16 protein-coding genes and 1 pseudogene are annotated in these 18,104 nt (G+C 68.8%); 10 read left to right on the top strand and 7 right to left on the bottom strand.

Going from position 1 to position 18,104, the window contains the following annotated elements:
• Positions 1 to 250 precede the first annotated feature (250 nt).
• Positions 251 to 805, bottom strand: coding sequence for a CGNR zinc finger domain-containing protein (locus ABZZ22_RS25035; RefSeq protein ID WP_354937560.1), 555 nt, complete (start codon positions 803 to 805; stop codon positions 251 to 253).
• Positions 806 to 843: 38 nt separating this feature from the next.
• On the opposite strand from ABZZ22_RS25035, the gene ABZZ22_RS25030 reads away from it, so the two are divergent.
• Positions 844 to 1,806 carry a DMT family transporter gene (locus ABZZ22_RS25030; protein WP_354937557.1) on the top strand — a complete coding sequence of 321 codons (963 nt, stop codon included), beginning with the start codon at positions 844 to 846 and terminating at the stop codon, positions 1,804 to 1,806.
• 52 nt (positions 1,807 to 1,858) lie between these two features.
• Here ABZZ22_RS25030 and ABZZ22_RS25025 read toward each other — a convergent pair whose 3' ends face one another.
• From ABZZ22_RS25025 to mce, 4 genes are all read right to left on the bottom strand, one after another.
• Positions 1,859 to 3,076, bottom strand: coding sequence for an AI-2E family transporter (locus ABZZ22_RS25025; protein ID WP_354937554.1), 1,218 nt, complete (start codon positions 3,074 to 3,076; stop codon positions 1,859 to 1,861).
• On the bottom strand, positions 3,073 to 4,416 hold the full coding sequence (locus ABZZ22_RS25020; RefSeq protein ID WP_354937551.1) for a hypothetical protein: 1,344 nt from the start codon (positions 4,414 to 4,416) through the stop codon (positions 3,073 to 3,075). Before ABZZ22_RS25020 ends, ABZZ22_RS25025 begins: the two co-directional genes overlap by 4 nt.
• A gap of 145 nt (positions 4,417 to 4,561) precedes the next feature.
• Positions 4,562 to 5,902: a crotonyl-CoA carboxylase/reductase gene (ccrA, locus tag ABZZ22_RS25015; protein WP_354937548.1), complete on the bottom strand. Its 1,341-nt coding sequence runs from the start codon at positions 5,900 to 5,902 to the stop codon at positions 4,562 to 4,564.
• A 170-nt stretch (positions 5,903 to 6,072) separates the two neighbouring features.
• Positions 6,073 to 6,522, bottom strand: a complete 450-nt coding sequence (gene mce / locus ABZZ22_RS25010) for a methylmalonyl-CoA epimerase (RefSeq protein ID WP_354937545.1) — start codon at positions 6,520 to 6,522, stop codon at positions 6,073 to 6,075.
• A gap of 145 nt (positions 6,523 to 6,667) precedes the next feature.
• Here mce and ABZZ22_RS25005 point away from each other — a divergent pair, with 145 nt between their 5' ends.
• The 4 genes from ABZZ22_RS25005 to ABZZ22_RS24990 all read left to right on the top strand — a co-directional run bounded on the left by ABZZ22_RS25005 (position 6,668) and on the right by ABZZ22_RS24990 (position 10,479).
• Entirely contained in the window at positions 6,668 to 7,855 is a 1,188-nt protein-coding gene (locus ABZZ22_RS25005; RefSeq protein WP_354937542.1) for an acetyl-CoA C-acetyltransferase, read from the top strand.
• Positions 7,856 to 7,867: 12 nt separating this feature from the next.
• Positions 7,868 to 8,833 carry a methylmalonyl Co-A mutase-associated GTPase MeaB gene (meaB, locus tag ABZZ22_RS25000; protein WP_354937539.1) on the top strand — a complete coding sequence of 322 codons (966 nt, stop codon included), beginning with the start codon at positions 7,868 to 7,870 and terminating at the stop codon, positions 8,831 to 8,833.
• A gap of 129 nt (positions 8,834 to 8,962) precedes the next feature.
• Positions 8,963 to 9,466, top strand: a complete 504-nt coding sequence (locus ABZZ22_RS24995; protein WP_354937536.1) for a PH domain-containing protein — start codon at positions 8,963 to 8,965, stop codon at positions 9,464 to 9,466.
• 53 nt (positions 9,467 to 9,519) lie between these two features.
• The gene (locus ABZZ22_RS24990; RefSeq protein WP_354937533.1) at positions 9,520 to 10,479 is read left to right on the top strand and encodes a tetratricopeptide repeat protein; all 960 of its coding nucleotides are present in this window, start codon (positions 9,520 to 9,522) and stop codon (positions 10,477 to 10,479) included.
• Here the strand turns inward: ABZZ22_RS24990 and ABZZ22_RS24985 are convergent.
• Positions 10,452 to 11,390 carry a LysR family transcriptional regulator gene (locus ABZZ22_RS24985; RefSeq protein WP_354937530.1) on the bottom strand — a complete coding sequence of 313 codons (939 nt, stop codon included), beginning with the start codon at positions 11,388 to 11,390 and terminating at the stop codon, positions 10,452 to 10,454. The genes ABZZ22_RS24990 and ABZZ22_RS24985 overlap by 28 nt on opposite strands.
• 46 nt (positions 11,391 to 11,436) lie before the next feature.
• Here ABZZ22_RS24985 and ABZZ22_RS24980 point away from each other — a divergent pair.
• Positions 11,437 to 12,300: pseudogene (locus ABZZ22_RS24980) on the top strand (EamA family transporter); the annotation flags it as partial.
• Between the two features lie 24 nt (positions 12,301 to 12,324).
• On the opposite strand, the gene ABZZ22_RS24975 reads toward ABZZ22_RS24980, so the two are convergent.
• A complete protein-coding gene (locus tag ABZZ22_RS24975) occupies positions 12,325 to 13,068 on the bottom strand; it encodes an NUDIX hydrolase (RefSeq protein ID WP_354937528.1) in 744 nt (247 codons plus the stop codon).
• Between the two features lie 177 nt (positions 13,069 to 13,245).
• Here ABZZ22_RS24975 and ABZZ22_RS24970 point away from each other — a divergent pair, with 177 nt between their 5' ends.
• From ABZZ22_RS24970 to ABZZ22_RS24955, 4 genes are all read left to right on the top strand, one after another.
• Positions 13,246 to 13,830 carry a carboxymuconolactone decarboxylase family protein gene (locus ABZZ22_RS24970; RefSeq protein ID WP_354937525.1) on the top strand — a complete coding sequence of 195 codons (585 nt, stop codon included), beginning with the start codon at positions 13,246 to 13,248 and terminating at the stop codon, positions 13,828 to 13,830.
• Between the two features lie 76 nt (positions 13,831 to 13,906).
• On the top strand, positions 13,907 to 14,806 hold the full coding sequence (locus ABZZ22_RS24965; RefSeq protein ID WP_354937522.1) for an RNA polymerase sigma-70 factor: 900 nt from the start codon (positions 13,907 to 13,909) through the stop codon (positions 14,804 to 14,806).
• 62 nt (positions 14,807 to 14,868) lie between these two features.
• Complete coding sequence (locus ABZZ22_RS24960; RefSeq protein WP_354937519.1) at positions 14,869 to 16,059, top strand: MFS transporter; 1,191 nt, start codon at positions 14,869 to 14,871, stop codon at positions 16,057 to 16,059.
• Positions 16,060 to 16,658: 599 nt separating this feature from the next.
• On the top strand, positions 16,659 to 17,921 hold the full coding sequence (locus ABZZ22_RS24955; protein WP_354937516.1) for a DUF222 domain-containing protein: 1,263 nt from the start codon (positions 16,659 to 16,661) through the stop codon (positions 17,919 to 17,921).
• Positions 17,922 to 18,104 lie beyond the last annotated feature (183 nt).

Here is an 18,104-nt window from a genome sequence, read left to right as displayed (position 1 = left end):
CTCGATCAGGTGCCGGGTCAAGGACCGCGAAGCGGCCGGCGAAGCCGGCGGGCGAAGCCCGTCCTTGAGGCGGTGCATGATCGAGAAACACTCGAAGAAGGGTCGGCGGCGAACCCTGAAACGAAGAAACAGTCGCCAAGCGAGGTTTCCCCGACGAGAACCGTGTTGGTCTCGACACGCCTCCGCCCAGCGGCTCCAGCGGCTCGACCAGCGGGGAACCAGCGGCTCGACCAGCGGGACCCGCTGGCGGCTACTTCACCCCCGCAGCCCGCCGCTCCCGATAAGCAGCAACAGCATTGCGATTGGTGCACGTCGCCGAGCAGTAGCGCTTGGAGCGGTTACGAGACAGATCGACGACGATCCCCTCGCAGCCCTCGTCGGCGCAGATCGAGAGCCGGGACAGCTCGTCGGCGCGGATGACATCGACCATCGCCATCGCGGTCTCGACGGCGATTCTCGTGGCCAGTGGGGCGTCGGGCTCGGTGGCGTGGATGTGCCAGTCGTAGGTCGTGTGGCGGACGAGCTGGGGGGTGGCGCGGTGCTCGGCGAGCATCGCGTTGGCCAGCCGTACGGCTTCGTCGCGTTCGGCGGTGAGCAGATCGCGCAGGGGGACCCGGAGGGCGCGGACCTCGTCGAGCTCGGCGCGGTCGCGGTCGTGGCGTCCGGTGTAGTCGTACGTCACGAAGAACTCCTCGAGCGCCGCCACCGTCGTCAGCTCGTCGGTCGAGCCGGGGGAGAGGGCAAGGGTGTTCGCCAGTGCCGCGGCTGCTTGGAGGCCGACCTCGGTGTCATGGGTGAAAACCATGTTGACACATTACCGTGGCGATGGGATTGTCATGTGTCATGACGACTTTGACCAATGACGAAGCGGTGCCGCAGAGCACGACGAAGACGCCGCTGGTGGCTGCCGGACTCTTCCTGGCCGTCGTCTCGGCGGTCACGTTCAGCCTCTCCGGGCCGCTGGGACGCGGCCTCTTCGACACCGGCTGGTCGACTGGGGGCGTGCTGACCTTCCGCGTCGGCATCGGTGCCGTCGTGCTCGCCCCCTTCGCGGTGCGCGCGCTCGCCGGGCGGTGGCGGAGCGTCGCGGCGAGCTGGCGGCTCGTGGTGGCGTACGCGTTGCTGGCGATCGTGGTGCCGCAGTTCGCGTTCTTCTCGGCGGTGCAGTGGATGGAGGTAGGGCCGGCGCTGCTGATGGAGTACATGGGGGTCGTGCTCGTGGTCGCGTGGATGTGGCTGCGACACGGGGAGCGGCCCTCCCGGCTGACGATGGTGGGCGCTCTGGTCGCGATCGCCGGGCTCGTGCTCGTCCTCGACCTGCTCAGCGGCGCGAACGTCCACCCGGTCGGGATCCTGTGGGCTGCCGGGGCGGCCGTCGGCCTCGCCGGCTATTTCGTCCTCAACGCTCACTCCAGCACCACGCTGCCGCCGCTCGCGCTGGCGTGGCTCGGCCTGACGGGCGCAACGATCCTGCTGGCGCTGCTCTGCCTGGTCGGGGCCATCCCGTTCGCGATCGAGACGGCGCCGGTCGTCATGGCGGGCCTGGAGGTCGCGTGGTGGGTGCCGCTGATCGGCCTCGGCGTGCTGACCTGCTCGGTCGCGTACGCCACCGGCATCGCCGCCACCCGAAACCTCGGCTCGCGGCTCTCCTCGTTCGTCGGGCTTCTCGAGGTCGTCTCGGCCGTCGTCTTCGCCTGGCTGCTGCTCGGTGAGGCTCCCGGGCTGATCCAGCTCATCGGTGGGCTGGTGGTGCTGGCCGGCATCATCGCGGTCCAGCAGGGCGAGCAGTCGACGACTGCCTCCTGAAATGGCGAAGCGCCGCACGCATCGGCTGCGTGCGGCGCTTCCCAGGGTGTGGCTACCTCTGGTCCTGAGCCCTGACGTAGACCTCGCGGATCAGCATCAAGATGGCGGCCGCGGTCGGGATCGCCAGCAGCGCGCCGACGACACCGAGGAGCGAGGCGCCGACGAGGGCCGCGATCACGATGACGACCCCGGGGACGTCGACGGAGCGAGACATCACCCGCGGGTAGATGACGTAGTTCTCGAACTGCTGGTAGGCGATGTAGAAGATCACCGCGATGATGCCCGTCTTCAGGTCGGTCGTCGCGAAGGTGATCGAGCAGACGATGATCGCACCGATGGTGGCCCCGATCATCGGGATCACGTCGGTGATCATGACGACGAAGGCAAGCGCGACGGCGTACTCGCCCATCCCGACGGCGAAGAGCAGCACCAGCGTGGACAGGCCGGCGCACAGCGCGACGATGAAGGCGCCGGAGACGTAGCCCCCGATGCCCTCGAAGACCCGGTCGCCCAGCTTGCTGACCCGGTCGCGGCGCGAGGCCGGGGCGAGGCGGTAGAGGGCGTTCTTCGTCTGGTCGTAGGCGGCGATGAAGTAGAGCGTCAAGACGATGACGATGAAGCCCGTGACGAGCACGTTGATCACCGCCAGGCCCACGCCGAGCGCCCCGCCGAACGCACTGCTGACGAAGTCGCCGCTGGCGACGTAGTCCTGCACCTTGTCGAGGATCTGGTATTCGTCGTTGAACTGCTGGATGCGCTGGTTGCGCTGGAGCTCCTCGATCCAGTCGGGCACGTTGGCCGAGATCTTGGCGATCTGGTCGCTGATCACCGGCACGAGTGCCACGAAGAAGAGCACGAGCGCGCCCAGCACTCCGAGGATGACGGTCAGGACCGCCCACGGCCGCGGGAAGCCGCGCCTCTGCAGGAACACCACCATCGGGTTGATCCCCGCGGCGATGAAGAGCGAGACCACCACCTGGAGGATCACGCTCCCCATCGTGGTGAAGAGGTTCGACGCGGCGTAGGCAGTCAGCAGACCGAGGCCGAGGAGCAACCCGAACAGGTAGGGAGACCTCCGGTCGAACGGCGGTCCGGGCTTGCCGAACCGCCTGTCCCGTTCGCTCTCCTCTGTCTCTGTCTCTGGCTCCGGCTCCGGTTCGTCGACGATGATCGCGGCCTCGCTGTCGCCCGTCGCGTCGTCACTGGGGCCGGTCTCGGCAGACGTCGTCTCCGGACCGTCCCCTGGACGGTCGGCAGCGGCGGCGTTCACCTCTCGGACTTAGCTGTCTCGGGCTCGCGGATCGCGGTCTTCTCGGACGGCTCGTCGTAGTCGTCGTAGTCGTCACCGAGGTCATCCTCGGAGTCGACCACAGTGACGCTCTCCTCGACCTGGTCGACGAGCTCGCCGTCGACGATGTCCTCGTCCTCGGTGATCGGCTTGGGAGCCTCGAGCTCTGCCGGGTCCTCGGTCTTGCCGAACCCGGAGACCAGGTCGGTGAGCGAGGAGAGCTGAGCGGCGATCGCGTCGCGGCGCTTGGTCAGGCGATCGACCTCGGCCTTGATGATCGCGTGACCCTTCTCGGCCTCGACCGTCGCGGTGGAGGCGAGGTGGTCGGCCTCGGCGCGAGCCTTGGACAGGATCGCCTCGGCGTCGCGGCGGGCGCGGGCGATGATCCCCTCGGACTCCTTGGCCAGCTCGGCGCGCTGGTCGGCGACGTGCTGGGCGGCGATCCGGGCCCGCTCCTCGGCGTCGGCGGCGCGGGTCTCGCCCTCCGTGACGATGCGAGTGGTCTCGGCCATCGCCTGGTCGTGGTGGTCGGCGGCCTCGCGGGCGAGACGCTCGCGCTCGACGGCGAGCATCCGCCGGGCCTCCTGGACCTCGCGGTCCGCGCCGGCCCGGGCCTTCTCGACCTCGCGCTGGGTCGACGTACGCAGCTGGGTGACCTCCTGCTGGACGGCGAGCCGGATCTGGTCGGCCTCGCGCTTGGCGGCGGCGAGCAGCTCTTCGCTCTCGGCCTGCACCATCTTGCGGGCCTGCTGGACCTCGGACGTCACCTTCTCGCGGTGGTCGTCGATCTCCTTGTAGTGAGTCGTACGCAGCGACTCGATGTCACGCTGGGCGGACGCCTTGGTCGCGGCGGCCTCGCGCTGGGCGGCCTCGCGGATGACCGCGGCCTCCTTCTCGGCGGCCTCCTTGACCGCCGCGGCCTCTTCCTCGGCCAGCCGGAGCATCGCGCTCGCGCGACCACCAAGAGAGGCGTAGGAGGGGGCTTCGGTGCCTTGCGCAGCGGCGGCCTTCAGCTCGGTGACCTGGCGCTCCAGCTCGCCGATGCGTCGCTGCGCGTTGCGCAGGGCCGACTGGCCCTGGCCGTTGGCCTGGAGCAGCTGCTGGACCCGGGCGTTGACCGTCCCGGGGTCGTATCCGCCACGTCGCACGACCGGGAAGGCTGGGAGTGAGCCTGGCGCCGGTGGTGGGGAGTTGTGGCCGGAGCTGGGCGACCCGGACGCGCCGGGAACCCGGGGAAGGACCTGTGTCTCGGTCGAGTCCTGCTCGGGGTTCTTCCGAGGCTCTGAAGCCTCGTTGAAGATGGACAGTCCCTCATTCGTCATTTGTGGCGGATTCCTCACACTGTAGGTCGTCTACGAGCTGCCTCTGCTCCCAAAGGGCAAGACTACGGCCGGTCGCCCCTCGCGCAAGGGGAGACCGGCCGTGAAACGAGTCTCAACCGTAATCTATTTACCTAGACCGCGAGTCTCAGATTCCGCGGAAGAGGTTGATCTTGTCGATGTGAGCCGCGCGCTTCTCCTCGTCGAGGACGCCGAGGCCCTCCTCGGGCGCCAGGCAGAGCACGCCGACCTTGCCCTGGTGCTTGTTGTGGTGCACGTCGAGCGAGGCCTGGCCGACCTCCTCGAGGGTGTAGGTCCGCGACAGCGTCGGGTGGATCTTGCCCTGCGCGATGAGGCGGTTGGCCTCCCACGACTCGCGGTAGTTGGCGAAGTGGCTGGAGATGATCCGCTTGAGGTTCATCCACAGGTAGCGGTTGTCGTACTCGTGCATGTAGCCCGAGGTCGACGCGCAGGTGGTGATGGTGCCGCCCTTGCGGGTCACGTACACGCTCGCGCCGAAGGTCTCGCGGCCCGGGTGCTCGAAGACGATGTCGATGTCCTCGCCGCCGGTGAGGTCGCGGATCGCCTTGCCGAGGCGCTTCCACTCCTTCGGGTTCTGCTGGGTGCCGTCCTCGTTCCAGAACTTGAAGTCCATCTCGGAGCGGTTGATGACCATCTCGGCGCCCATGTTGCGCACGATCTTGGCCTTCTCCTCGTTGGAGACCACACAGACCGGGTTGGCGCCGCCGTTGAGGGCGTACTGGGTGGCGAAGCCGCCGAGACCGCCCGAGGCGCCCCAGATCAGGACGTTGTCGCCCTGCTTCATGTTGCCGCCGTTGACGGAGACGAGCTGGCGGTAGGCGGTGCAGTTGACGAGGCCGGGGGAGGCGGCCTCCTCCCAGGTGAGGTGCTCGGGCTTGGGCATGAGCTGGTTGGCCTTGACCATCGCGACGTCGGCGAGGCCGCCGAAGTTGGTCTCGAAGCCCCAGATGCGCTGGGAGGGATCCATCATCGTGTCGTTGTGGCCGTCGGGGGCCTCGAGCTCGACCGAGAGGCAGTGGGCGACGACGCGGTCGCCCGGCTTCCACTTGGTCACGCCGGCGCCCACGGCCAGCACGACGCCCGACAGGTCGGAGCCGACGACGTGGTAGTCGAGGTTGTGGCGGGCGCCGAGCTCGGACTCCTTGCCGTATCGCTCCAGGAACCCGAAGGTCGAGACCGGCTCGAAGATCGAGGTCCACACGGTGTTGTAGTTGATCGCCGAGGCCATCACCGCGACGAAGGCCTCGCCCGGACCGAGCTCGGGGAGGGCGACGTCCTCGACGTGGAGGGACTTGCGCGGGTCCTTCTCCTTGGTCTCGACGCCCTCGAACATGTCGACCTCGTCCTTGTGGACGGTTGCGGCACGGTAGTGGCTGGGGATCTCGAGGTTCGCGAACTCCTCGCCGGGCGTGTCGCCGGCGAGAATCGCGTCGAGGATGTTCTGCATGGTGGTCGGCTCCTGCGTCGTCGTAGGGGTCGCGGTTGACTCTATTCGCTGGACATTACTGGTGAGTAACCGTCTTGACCAGCCTCATGTGACACATGACTCTTGGAACGTTCATGTGCCCTGATGGGCTCTGGGTCGGTGATGGGGCCGGTGATGGCCCGGTGGGCGGCTCAGTGGCCGGGCTGGGTGGCCGGCTCGACGAGCTCGACCAGGACGCCGCCGGCGTCCTTGGGGTGGATGAAGTTGATCCGGGAGTCGGCGGTGCCGCGTCGCGGTGCGTCGTAGAGAAGGCGTACGCCGCGCTCCTTCAGGATCGCGGAGACCTGCTCGACGTCGGTGACCCGGTAGGCCAGCTGCTGCATGCCGGGGCCGTTGCGGTCGAGGAACTTGGCGATGGTGCTCTTCTCGTTGAGCGGCGCGAGCAGCTGGAGCTTGTTGTCGGAGTCGCCGATCGCGATCATCGCCTCCTCGACACCCTGCTCCTCGTTGGTCTCGCGGTGGGCGAGCTTCATGCCGAAGGTCTTCTCGTAGAACTCGATCGCAGCGTCGAGGTCGGCGACGGCGAGACCGACGTGGTCGATCTGGGTGAACAGGTGCGGTGGGATCTCGACTGATGTCATGGGCCTACTCTCCTTGAGCTCGGGTCCAACGGGCACAATGTGTGATGACAGCCACACCAAGCTGCCGTCATCACTCTTCCCAGGAAGGTTACTAATAAGTAACCTCATGGGCGGATCAGCACCAGCAAACTTTCTTGGAGGACCCATGTCCAACGTCATCGTCGCCGGGGCGCGTACGCCGATCGGCCGCCTCCTCGGCGGGCTCAAGAGCCTGTCCGCAGCCGATCTGGGTGGCGTAGCCATCAAGGGCGCCCTGGAGAAGGCGGGCGTCTCGCCGGAGCAGGTCGACTATCTGATCATGGGTCAGGTCATCCTGGCCGGTGCCGGTCAGAACCCGGCTCGCGCGGCCGGCATCGCCGGCGGCCTGCCGATGAACATCCCGTCGGTCACAGTCAACAAGGTGTGCCTCTCCGGCCTCAACACCATCGCCATGGCCGACCAGCTGATCCGCGCCGGCGAGGCCGAGATCATCGTCGCGGGCGGCATGGAGTCGATGACCAACGCGCCGCACCTGCTGCCGAAGTCCCGCGAGGGCTTCAAGTACGGCGACACCGCGCTGGTGGACTCGATGGCCTACGACGCGCTCTACGACCAGGCCACCCAGCAGGCGATGGGCGGGCTGACCGAGCAGATCAACGCCGAGGGTGTGAAGCTCACCCGCGAGGAGCAGGACGCCTTCGCCGCCACCTCTCACCAGCGTGCGGCCGCCGCGCAGAAGAACGGCGTCTTCGACGACGAGATCGTCCCGGTCTCCATCCCGCAGCGCAAGGGCGACCCGATCGTGATCAGCGCTGACGAGGGCGTACGCGGCGACACCACCGCCGAGTCGCTCGGCAAGCTCCGCCCGGCGTTCTCCAAGGAGGGCACCATCACCGCGGGGTCCGCCTCGCAGATCTCCGACGGCGCCGCCGCTGTCGTGGTGATGTCGAAGGCCAAGGCTGAGGAGCTCGGTCTGGAGTGGCTGTGCGAGATCGGTGCCCACGGCATGGTCGCCGGCCCCGACTCGAGCCTGCAGCTGCAGCCGGCCAACGCCACCGCCAAGGCGCTGGAGAAGGAGGGCATCACCGCCGCCGACCTCGACCTGGTCGAGTTCAACGAGGCGTTCGCGGCCGTCGGCATCGAGTCCACCAAGAAGCTCGGCCTCGACCCCGAGAAGGTCAACGTCAACGGTGGCGCGATCGCGCTCGGCCACCCCGTCGGCATGTCCGGCACGCGCGTCGTGCTCCACCTGGCGCACGAGCTCAAGCGTCGCGGCGGCGGCACCGGCGCGGCCGCGCTGTGCGGCGGTGGCGGTCAGGGTGACGCCCTGATCGTGCGTGTGCCCAAGGTCTGAGCCATCGCTGATGTGAGCGACCTGGTCGCGCGCGCCCGGGGCGGTGAGCCCCGGGCGGTCGCGCGGCTGGTGTCGTACGTCGAGAACGCCCCCGTCGGTGGAGGAGAGCGGCTCCGCCAGGTGATGGCCGAGCTCGCGCCGCACGGCGGGCACGCCCACATCGTGGGGCTGACCGGCGCGCCCGGTGTGGGGAAGTCGACCACCACCTCCGCGCTGGTCCGTGAGCTGCGCTCCGCGGGTCGCACCGTGGCCGTGCTGGCCGTCGATCCGTCCTCGCCGTTCTCCGGTGGCGCGCTGCTGGGGGACCGGATCCGGATGACCGACCATGCCACCGATCCGGGCGTCTTCATCCGCTCGATGGCCTCCCGCGGCCACCTCGGCGGTCTCGCCTGGTCGGCGCCGCAGGCGATCCGGGTGCTGGATGCCGCCGGGTTCGACGTGGTGCTGGTCGAGACCGTCGGTGTGGGCCAGTCGGAGGTCGAGATCGCCGGGCTCGCCGACACCACCGTGGTGCTGCTCGCGCCCGGGATGGGTGACGGCATCCAGGCCGCGAAGGCCGGGATCCTGGAGATCGGTGACCTCTACGTCGTCAACAAGGCCGATCGGGACGGCGCGACCAAGGTCCAGCGCGACCTGCGCGGGATGCTGCGCCTGGCCGACCGCCCTGCGGAGTCCTGGACCCCGCCGGTCCTCGCCGCGGTCGCTCAGTCCGGAAAGGGCATGGCCGAGGTCGTCGCCGCGCTCGACGAGCACCGCGACTGGCTGCGGTCCAGCGGGACGCTGGAGGTGCGGCGTACCCGTCGGGCCCGTGCCGAGGTCGAGGCCATCGCCGTCGAGACCCTGCGGGCGAGATGGACGACCGTAGGCGAGATGGACGACCTGGACGCCCTTGCGGCCCAGGTGGTCAAAGGCGAGCGGGATCCGTACGCCGCAGCCGACACCCTCCTCGCCGAGAAGTCGGTCGCTGAAGCCGAGTAGTCAGTCCTTGACGTGTCGGGGCCGAGAACCGACCTCTCGCGCTCAGAAACCGACTTCTCGGAGGAGGATGTCCCGGCGTACGGCTCGTTCTGTCGACTCTCGCGCCCTGGGGTCACTATCGTTGGGACCGTGAACCTCTTCGGTGTCGATATCTCCAAGCACCTTCTGCGTGACGAAGGTGAGGTCGTCGTCGACGAGGTGACCCATCACTGGGTCGCCTACATCAAGTCCGTGCTGGAGGTGATCCTCGGGCTGGCGCTGATGATCGTGGCGGCGACGATCAACATGAACGTCGCCTGGATCATCGTGCTGCTCGCCTTCGGGCTGGTCGGGCACGCGTTCTGGCGGTCGCTGGTGGTCAGTCGGGACCGGTTCGTGGTCACCAACATGCGGATCTTCCGCGTTCACGGTGTGCTCTCGAGCGAGCTGGCGACGATGCCGCTGGCGCGAGTTCTCGACATCACCGTGAAGCAGTCGTTCACCGGCCAGATCTTCAACTACGGCCACTTCGTCTTCGAGTCGGCCGCCCAGGAGCAGGGGCTCAACAACATCTACTTCGTCGGTCGGCCGAACGAGCGGGACCTGACCATCCAGCGCGTCGTCCAGCGCGCCGGTCTGCGCGGCAGTGTCTGACAAACCAACGTCGGTTGGCCGCCGCGCTGGTGCCTGCTCATAGGATTGGTTCCATGACGCAGCAGCCGTTCTCCCGCCCCGGAGCCGTCGACCTCTCCGGACTCGCCAGCACCACTCCCGCACAGGCCGCCTCGTTCGGCGGTCCGGCCGATGCGGCTCCGGCCCAGGGGGGCAGTGTCGGCTCCTATACCGTCGAGGTCGACGAGCAGATCTTCCAGTCGGTGATCGAGGCATCGATGACCGCTCCGGTCGTGCTGGTCTTCTACTCGGCCTCCCGTGCCCCCGAAAGCGTCACCTACGCGGGCGACGTCTCGACGGTCGTGGAGGAGTACGACGGCCGGTTCCTCCTCGGCAAGGTCGACATCGACAAGAACCCGCAGATCGCGCAGGCGCTGCAGGTGCCCCAGGTGCCGTTGCTCTACATCCTGCTCGACGGCCGGCCGGTCACCCAGCCGATCCCGGGGGCGCTCGGGCTCGAGGAGCTACGCACGGTCTTCCAGCAGCTCGGACAGCAGCTCACCACCCAGGGGATCGGCGGGCGGCACAAGCCCAACGCCCTCGGCGGCGCCGCGGCGACTGAAGAGGGTGCCGAGCCGTCGATGGACCCGCGCTACGCCCCGGCGCAGGACGCGCTCGAGCGCGGAGACATCGACGCGGCGGTGGCCGAGTACGAGAAGCTGATCGCCTCCAACCCCGCTGACTCCGAAGCTGTCGCCGGACTGGCGATGGCCAAGGTCCTCCAGCGTACGCAGGGCGTCGACCTCAACGCGGCCCGCGCGGCCGCCGCGGCCGCGCCCGACGACGTCGAGGCGCAGACTCTCGTCGCCGACCTGGATCTGCTCGGGGGCCACGTCGAAGACGCCTTCATCCGGCTGATCGAGCTGGTGCGGCGTACGGCAGGGGACGAGCGCAACCAGGCGCGCGAGCATCTGCTGGGCCTGTTCGCCGCCGTCGGCAACGACGACGAGCGGGTGCTCAAGGGCCGTCAGTCGCTGGCTTCCGCGCTGTTCTGAGCCGGCTGGGCCCGCTCGGCCGACTGAGCCGCCAGGGTCGCGACCACCGCGGTGACTGCCGGCGAGGCGGCCATCGTGCGCCGGTGCAACGCGAGGACCTCGCGGGTGGGGACCGGGTCGACGACACGTACGGCGACCAGGTCCTCGCCCAGCGCCGCCCGCCCCAGGCGGGGGACGAGGGCGATCCCGAGGCCAGCTCGCACCAACGCCAGATGGCTGTCGAACTCCATCGAGACGTGCGCGATCCGGGGCAGGTGACCGGTCCCGGCGTACATCCGGTTCAGCCACTGCCGGCAGATCGTGCCCTCGGGCGTCGCGATCCAGTTCTCGGCGACGAGGTCGTGCGGGGACACCTTGGCGTGCTGGGCCAGCGGATGGTCGCGATGGGCGATCACGTCGGCGATGTCGCGGTGGAGCTCGGTGGTGACCAGATGGTCGGGGATGGAGAGAGGTACGTCGCCCCAGGAGTGCACCACGCCGATCTCGCTGTGGCCGGTGGCGACCAGCTCGACGGTGTCCCAGGGCTCCCGCTCGGAGAGGGTGAGGGCGAGCTCGGGATGCGCGGTGCGGAGCTCGCCGGCGACCGGCGCGATCAGCCCGCGCATCGCGGTCGAGAAGGCGGTCAGTCGCAGTCGGCCGGCCACGGTCGTGGCCTGCTCGTGCAGCCCTGACTCCAGCGACTCCATGTCGGCGAGCAGCCGCGACCCCTCCTCGACCAGATGCCGCCCGGCATGGGTGAGCGTCACGCCGCGCCCGATCCGCTCCAGGAGCGGCACGCGCACCTGCCGCTCCAGCCGCTTGACCTGCTGGGACACGGCGCTGGGGGTGTAGCCGAGGGCGTCGGCGGCCGCGACCACCGAGCCATGGGTGTCGACAGCGCGGAGCGCGACCACGGCGGCGAGATCGATCATGAAGCAATGCTACGGCGTCAGATGAATAATCATTCGCTGGTGCTTCATGATCTTTGCCTTCATCCTGGTTGATGTGAATCGCCGTGACTCGCTGCTCGCCGTCCTCGTCGCCGTGCTGTGGGGTTTCAACTTCGTCGTCATCGACTGGGGTCTCGAGGAGCGCGACGGACAGTCGGTGCCGCCGTTGTTGCTGCTCGCCGTGCGCTTCGTCCTGGTCGCGTTCCCGGCGGTCTTCCTGCTGCCGCGTCCGAAGGCGCCGTGGCGGGTGATCGCCGCGGTGGGGATCTTCATGAGCCTGGGCCAGTTCGGCCTGCTCTACACCAGCATGGCCGCCGGGATGCCTCCCGGCCTCGCCGGGCTCGTGCTCCAGGCGCAGGTCGTGCTCACCATCGTCATCGCGGCGGGCGTGCTGCGCGAGCGGCCGACCGTGCTGCAGACGGTCGGGGTGGTCGCGGGCGCTCTCGGGCTGGTCGTCGTGGCGTTGGGTCGGGGTGGCCACGTGCCGGGCGTGGCGCTCCTGCTGTGCCTGCTCGCCGCGCTGTCCTGGGCGATCGGCAACGTGATCTCCCGGGCGGCCAAGGTGCCTGGGGGGCTCTCGCTGACGGTCTGGTCCGCGCTGGTCGTGCCGCTCCCGCTGCTGGCGCTCTCGCTGGTGATCGACGGGCCCGAAGGCGTACGCGAGGGGGTTGCGGCGTTCGGCTGGGAGGCGCTCGTCTCGACGGCCTACACCGTGGTGCTCGCCTCGTTCGTCGGCTATGGGATCTTCAACTCGCTGCTGGCGAAGCATCCGGCGTCGTCGGTGGTCCCGTGGATTCTGCTGGTGCCGCCGGTCGCGATCGGCTCGGCGTGGCTGCTGCTCGGGGAGGTGCCGAGCGCCGGTGAGCTCGCCGGTGGCGCGCTTCTGGTCCTCGGGGCGCTTGTCGCGCAGGGGGTGCTACGCGCGCCCCGACTCGGTGTAGCCGCGGCCGTCCCGCAGCGCGGCGAGAGCGGCCTCGACCCGGCGCGCGGTGAAGTCGGCGGCCCGGTCGCGGACCTCGTCGAGGGTGCAGAACGCCACTGAGCGGATCTCGCGCGGCTGGAGGGTGGCCTGCTCGACGATCGAGGAGGGTCGGATGCCGCCGTCGAAGACGAGGCAGATGGCGTCGTCCCAGCCGCCCCAGGGCGGGAGCCAGTCGGTGAGCAGCAGGTCGCCGGCGGGGATCAGGAGGGCGAGCTCCTCCTCGATCTCGCGGGTGGTCGCCAGCTTCGGCGACTCGCCGACCTCCACGATGCCGCCGGGCAGGTCCCAGTCCTTCTTGTAGGTCAGCTGGCACATCAGGACCCGGTCCTCGGGGTCGCGCACCAGCATCTGCCCGATCGCGCGCTTGCGCGGAAGGAACGAGTTGAGCAGCGCCCGGAAGCCCTCGGGAGCCTCCACCGGCGCATCGCTCGCCACCCGGGCGTAGATCATCCGGTCCTCGCCGCCCGACACGCCGCGGAGCAGACCCTCACGATGGAGACCCGACCAGGTCGCGGTGCGTTGTTCAGCAGGGTCGCCCGGGTCAATCAGCGCCTCCACCCGATGATGGGTGAGCAGCGCGGTGGCCACCTCGCGGCGTACGACATCGACGGATTCGCCCGCGGCCCACTCGATCCGGGCAACGCCCTCCGCCATGGTCGTCGTCTCTGGCTCGCTCACGCGACCACCGCCGCAGCGCAAGCGCCAGAGTACGGACGTGGTCGCGTGAGTTCTTGTCGGGTCACTCGCTGGCGCTCGCTCACGAATGCCACCCTAGCGAGCCGCGTTGTCACAACCTGACGGTTGTCGGTGTCTGGATGGTGACGAGATGCTCGACCCAGACAGAGGAGTGCGACGATGCCCAGCACGTTCAGGATCCCCAAGGCAGATCTGACCGGTCTCTACGGCGCCGTGGTGCGGCGCATGAGCAAGAGGATGTATGGCGAGGTCCCCGACGTCGGCTACGTCCTGTTCCACCACAAGCCGGTGCTGCGCGCGGTGATGGGGTTCGAGACCAAGGCGGGGAAGTGGAAGGCGCTCGACCCGACGTACAGGTCGTTGGCCGAGATGGCCGCGGCGAGCACGATCGGGTGCAGCTGGTGCCTGGACTTCGGCTACTACCTCGCCCGCAACGAGAACCTCGACCTCGAGAAGATCAGCCAGGTGCAGGTGTGGCGGACCTCCGACGTCTTCGACGAGACCGAGCGGAGGGTCATCGAGTACGCCGAGGCGATGACGACCACGCCGATGGCCGTCACCGACGAGATGGTCGCGGCCCTGCTGGCCGAGCTGGGCACCGAGGCGATGGTGGAGCTGACCCAGATGATCGCGCTGGAGAACATGCGCTCGCGGTTCAACTCCGCCGCCGGGCTGCAGAGCCAGGGCTACTCCGACGTCTGCGAGATCCCGTTGGCGCCCGCGCCGGTAGGGTCCGAGGCATGAGTGAGCGCAAGCGAGCGACGATCGGCCTCAGGTCGCTGGGTCCGTGTTCTTTGCTCTGCCCTACGGAGCCGGCGGCATGAGTGAGTCCCGTGGTGCGAGCGCGGATGCCGCGACCGAGAGCTTCGTCGCCCACCGCAACCTGCTCTTCACGGTGGCCTACGAGATGCTCGGTTCGGCCGCCGACGCCGAGGACGTGCTCCAGGAGACGTGGTTGCGTTGGGCCGATGTGCCGCTCGAGGAGGTGCGCGACCACCGCGCCTACCTGGTACGGATCACGACCCGGCTCGCCCTCAACCGCATCCGGACGCTGTCGCGCCGCAAGGAGACGTACGTCGGTCCGTGGCTGCCCGAGCCGCTGCTGACCGCTCCGGACGTCGCCGAGGACGCCGAGCTCGCCGACTCGCTCTCGACGGCGGTGCTGCTGGTCCTGGAGACGCTCTCGCCGACGGAGCGGGCGGTCTTCGTCCTGCGCGAGGTCTTCGCGCTGGGCTACGACGAGATCGCCGCCGCGGTCGACAAGTCGCCGGCCGCGGTGCGGCAGATCGCTCATCGGGCACGCGACCACGTCGCCGAGCGGAGGCCGCGCGAGGCGGTCTCGGCCACCGAGGCACGGCGTGCCCTGGAGCGGTTCCGCGACGCCGCGACCGGCGGCGACCTGCAGTCGCTGCTCGATGTGCTGGCACCCGATGTCGTGCTCTTCTCCGACGGCGGCGGTGTGGTGCAGGCGGCCCTCAACCCGATTCACGGCGCCGACAAGGTGCTGCGGTTCTTCACGGGGCTGGCGACGAAGTACGGCATCCCCAGGTTCGAGCTGACCAGTGTCAACAGAGCGCCGGGGATGCTGCTTTACTTCGGCGAAGAGGTCGACGGCGTCGTCACCCTGCACGTCGAGGACGGCATGGTCACCGGGCTCTACTACGTCCGCAACCCGGCCAAGCTCAGCGGCGTCGCGGGACAGGTCCACCTGGAACGTTGACCCGAGCCGACACAGCGCGTACGGGAGGATCACGAACGTACGTGCTGGGTGGAGGTCTGGGAGTGGAACAGCGGGTCGAGGCTCGGCAGCTGCGCGCGGTGCTGGTCACGCTCTGCGTCACCGTCACGGCTGCGTACGGCGTCCTCTACTACGCCTTCACCGTCCTTCAGCCGCGGATCGTCGACGCCACCGGCTGGTCGGCGGCCGCGATCACCACCGCCTTCTCGGCCGGCACGCTCCTCGGAGCGGTGGCTGGCATCCCCGTCGGACGAGTCATCCAGCGCTACGGGCCGCGCTGGGTGATGGCCGGGGCCAGCCTGCTGGGGGCTGTCGCGCTGCTCGTGGTCGCAGCTGCGCCTTCGTACTGGATCTTCGCGCTGGGTTGGCTGCTGGTCGGGCTCTCGACCGCCGGGACCTTCTATCCGCCGGCCTTCGCGGCGCTGACGCACTGGTTCGGTTCGCGGCGGGTGGACGCGATCACGACGCTGACTCTCGCGGGCGGGTTCGCCTCGACGATCTTCGCGCCGCTCACCGACGCGTTGGCGGGCTGGGTGGAGTGGCGGTGGACGTACGCGATCCTGGCCGGCGCCTTCGTGGTGCTGACGTTCGTCCCGAGCGTCGTGGTGCTCGACCTCGGTTGGGAGCCGACGGCTTCGAGCGACGGTCGACCGGTGCGGGACCGGGACGTCCTGCGGAGCCGCCGGTTCGTACTGCTCACGCTCGCGGGCACGCTGGTCACGATGGCCGTGTTCGCCTCGATCGTTCACCTGGTGCCGTTCCTCGTCGAGCTTGGGCTGAGTCCGGCCACCGCCGCCTGGGCGCTCGGGCTCAGTGGCGCCGGCCAGGTTGCTGGGCGGGCGTTCTACCCGCTGCTGGCGCGGCGCTTCGGCGTGCGGGCGCGGATGCTCGGGGGAGTGCTGTGGTTCGCGGCCTCGGTGGCGCTGCTTCCGCTGCTGCCCGCGGTCGGCTGGGTGATGATCGTCGTCGCGGTGCTCACCGGGACCGCTCGCGGTCTCTACACGCTCATCTCCGCGACCGTCGTCAGCGACGTGTGGGGTCCGGAGAGGTACGCCGCGCTCAACGGGGTCTACTCCGCGCCTGCCGGGATCGCGGGTGCGCTCGCTCCGGCTGTGGGGGCTGGCGTCGCTGTTGTGATGGGTGGGCACGACGGGCTCTTCTGGGTTCTTGCCGGGACTGCGGTGGTTGGTGCTGGGCTTGCTGGGGTGGCGTTGGTGTCGTTCGATCGGGGGTGATCGCTTCGGTGGTCGAGCTTGTCGAGACCTCATACCCCGCTGGTCGAGCCGCCGGAGCCGCTGGGCGGAGGCGTGTCGAGACCAACACGGTTCCCTGCGGGAACGACCAGTCCTCGGTGGTCGAGCTTGTCGAGACCCTCTGTATCCGGTGGTCGAGTTTGTCGAGACCCTCTGTATCCGGTGGTCGAGCTTGTCGAGACCTCCCTGCCGGAGACCTTTCGCGGAAGGGCGAGTGTGGGCCGCCGACCCTTCTTCGAGGGTGTTCTCGACATGGCCCGGCCTCAAGGACGGCCTTCGGCCGCCGGCTTCGCCGGCCGCTACGCGGTCCTGGACACCGGGCCATGTCGAGAAAAAAGATGGCTGGCTATCGGGGCGGCGGCCCGGGTGTGGCGCAGCGGAATCTTGCTTCGGAACGGTGATGCGCGTGGGGTGAGAGGGTGGCCCTTCGGGCCACTTACCATCCACAGGTACGAGGTCGTTCGCCCGCCGCGAAAACAGCAGTTGACCTGCAAAAAGAGGTGGCACAGATGCTGGTGAAAGGGTAGAATCAGACCCATCACGACACGCCTCTGAACACACACGGGAGAGGAGGGGCAGCGATGAGTCTCGAACCCGAGATCAACCACTGGGGCACCAACCCTCAGGACCCGATCGACGCAGAGCTCGCCGCCCTCGAGTCCTCCCTCGACACCCTGCTCGCCCGCGACCCCGTCTACTGGCGCACCGGTGAGAAGAAGGACCGGTTGAAGCGGCTGGAGATCCTCCAGGCCAAACAAGCCGCGCTGAGACTGCGGGTCCTCGCTGTCGCCGGTGACATCGCCGAGGAGACCGGCGCCAAAGACGTCTCGGGATGGATGCTGGCCGAGCTGCTGGTCGACAAGAAGATCGGACGCGCCGAGGTGAAACTGGCCGCCGGGCTCGCGAAGTACGAGCTCGTCGCCGCCGGCCTCGCTGAGGGTGTGGTGTCCCCAGACAAGGCGAGGGTGATCGTCAAAGCCCTCGAGGCGGTCGAGGCCGACCCCGAAGCCAGCACCGAGAACCTGGTCCTGGCGGAGAAGCTGCTGGTCGAGTACGCCACCCAGATGACCGCGACCAAGCTCGAGATCATCGGGAAGCGGATCCTGTTCGAGGTCGACCCCGACCGGTTCGAGGCCGCCGAAGCCAAAGCGCTGCAGCGCGAGGAAGAACGCGCCCAACGGCGCACCTACTTCACCGCCCGCGCAAACGGCGACGGGACCGTAGACATCCACGCCCGGGTCTCGAACGCGGTCGGCATGAGGCTGCGCACCATCCTGGACTCGTTGGCGCAGCCGAGGAAGCTCTCCGCGGAGGACCGGGGCCGTAAAGCCCCCTATGACCGGCTGCTGGGCCAGGCCTTCGCCCGGATCGTTGAGACCTACGACATCGACCAGCTGCCCCGGCACGGTGGCCACGCCACCACGGTGTTCATCACCATGAACGTCGAGGACCTCCGCAACGACCTCGGTACCGCGGCGTTGGGGTTCGACGGAGAGCAGATCACCGCTGCTGAGGCCCGCCGGATGGCCTGCAACGCCGACCTGATCCCGGTCGTACTCGGCACAGGCTCCGAGATCCTCGACTTCGGCCGCACCACAAGGCTCGCCCACCCCGTCCAACACCGTGCACTGCGGTTACGGGACAAGTGTTGCCAAGCAGAAGACTGCGACGCGCCAGCCGCCTGGACCGAAGCACACCATCTCAAACCCTGGTCGGCAGGCGGTCTCACAAATCTCGCAAACATGGTCTTGTTGTGCCCCAGCGATCATCGCCGAATCCACGAGCCCAACCACGACCATGAACGCCTCCCGGACGGACGGATCCGGTTCACCCGCCGCGTCTGACCGCGCTGCGGCCTGCTCCGGCCTACCCCGTCTGCCGGGCCTACCGGGTCGACCTTGTGAAGGGGTTCACGAACTCGGACCCTCTGTCATAGCCGACGACCAGTGGCCTCCGGCATGGCCCGGGCGCTATCCCTCGTGAACGATTCACAAGGTGTCATCGTCTAGCGCAGCGCCCCGCAGACC

Origin of the sequence: Nocardioides sp. NPDC006273 (genome assembly GCF_040613495.1) — a bacterium.
Lineage (GTDB): Bacteria > Actinomycetota > Actinomycetes > Propionibacteriales > Nocardioidaceae > Nocardioides.
This window is presented reverse-complemented; position numbering and strand designations above follow the sequence as displayed.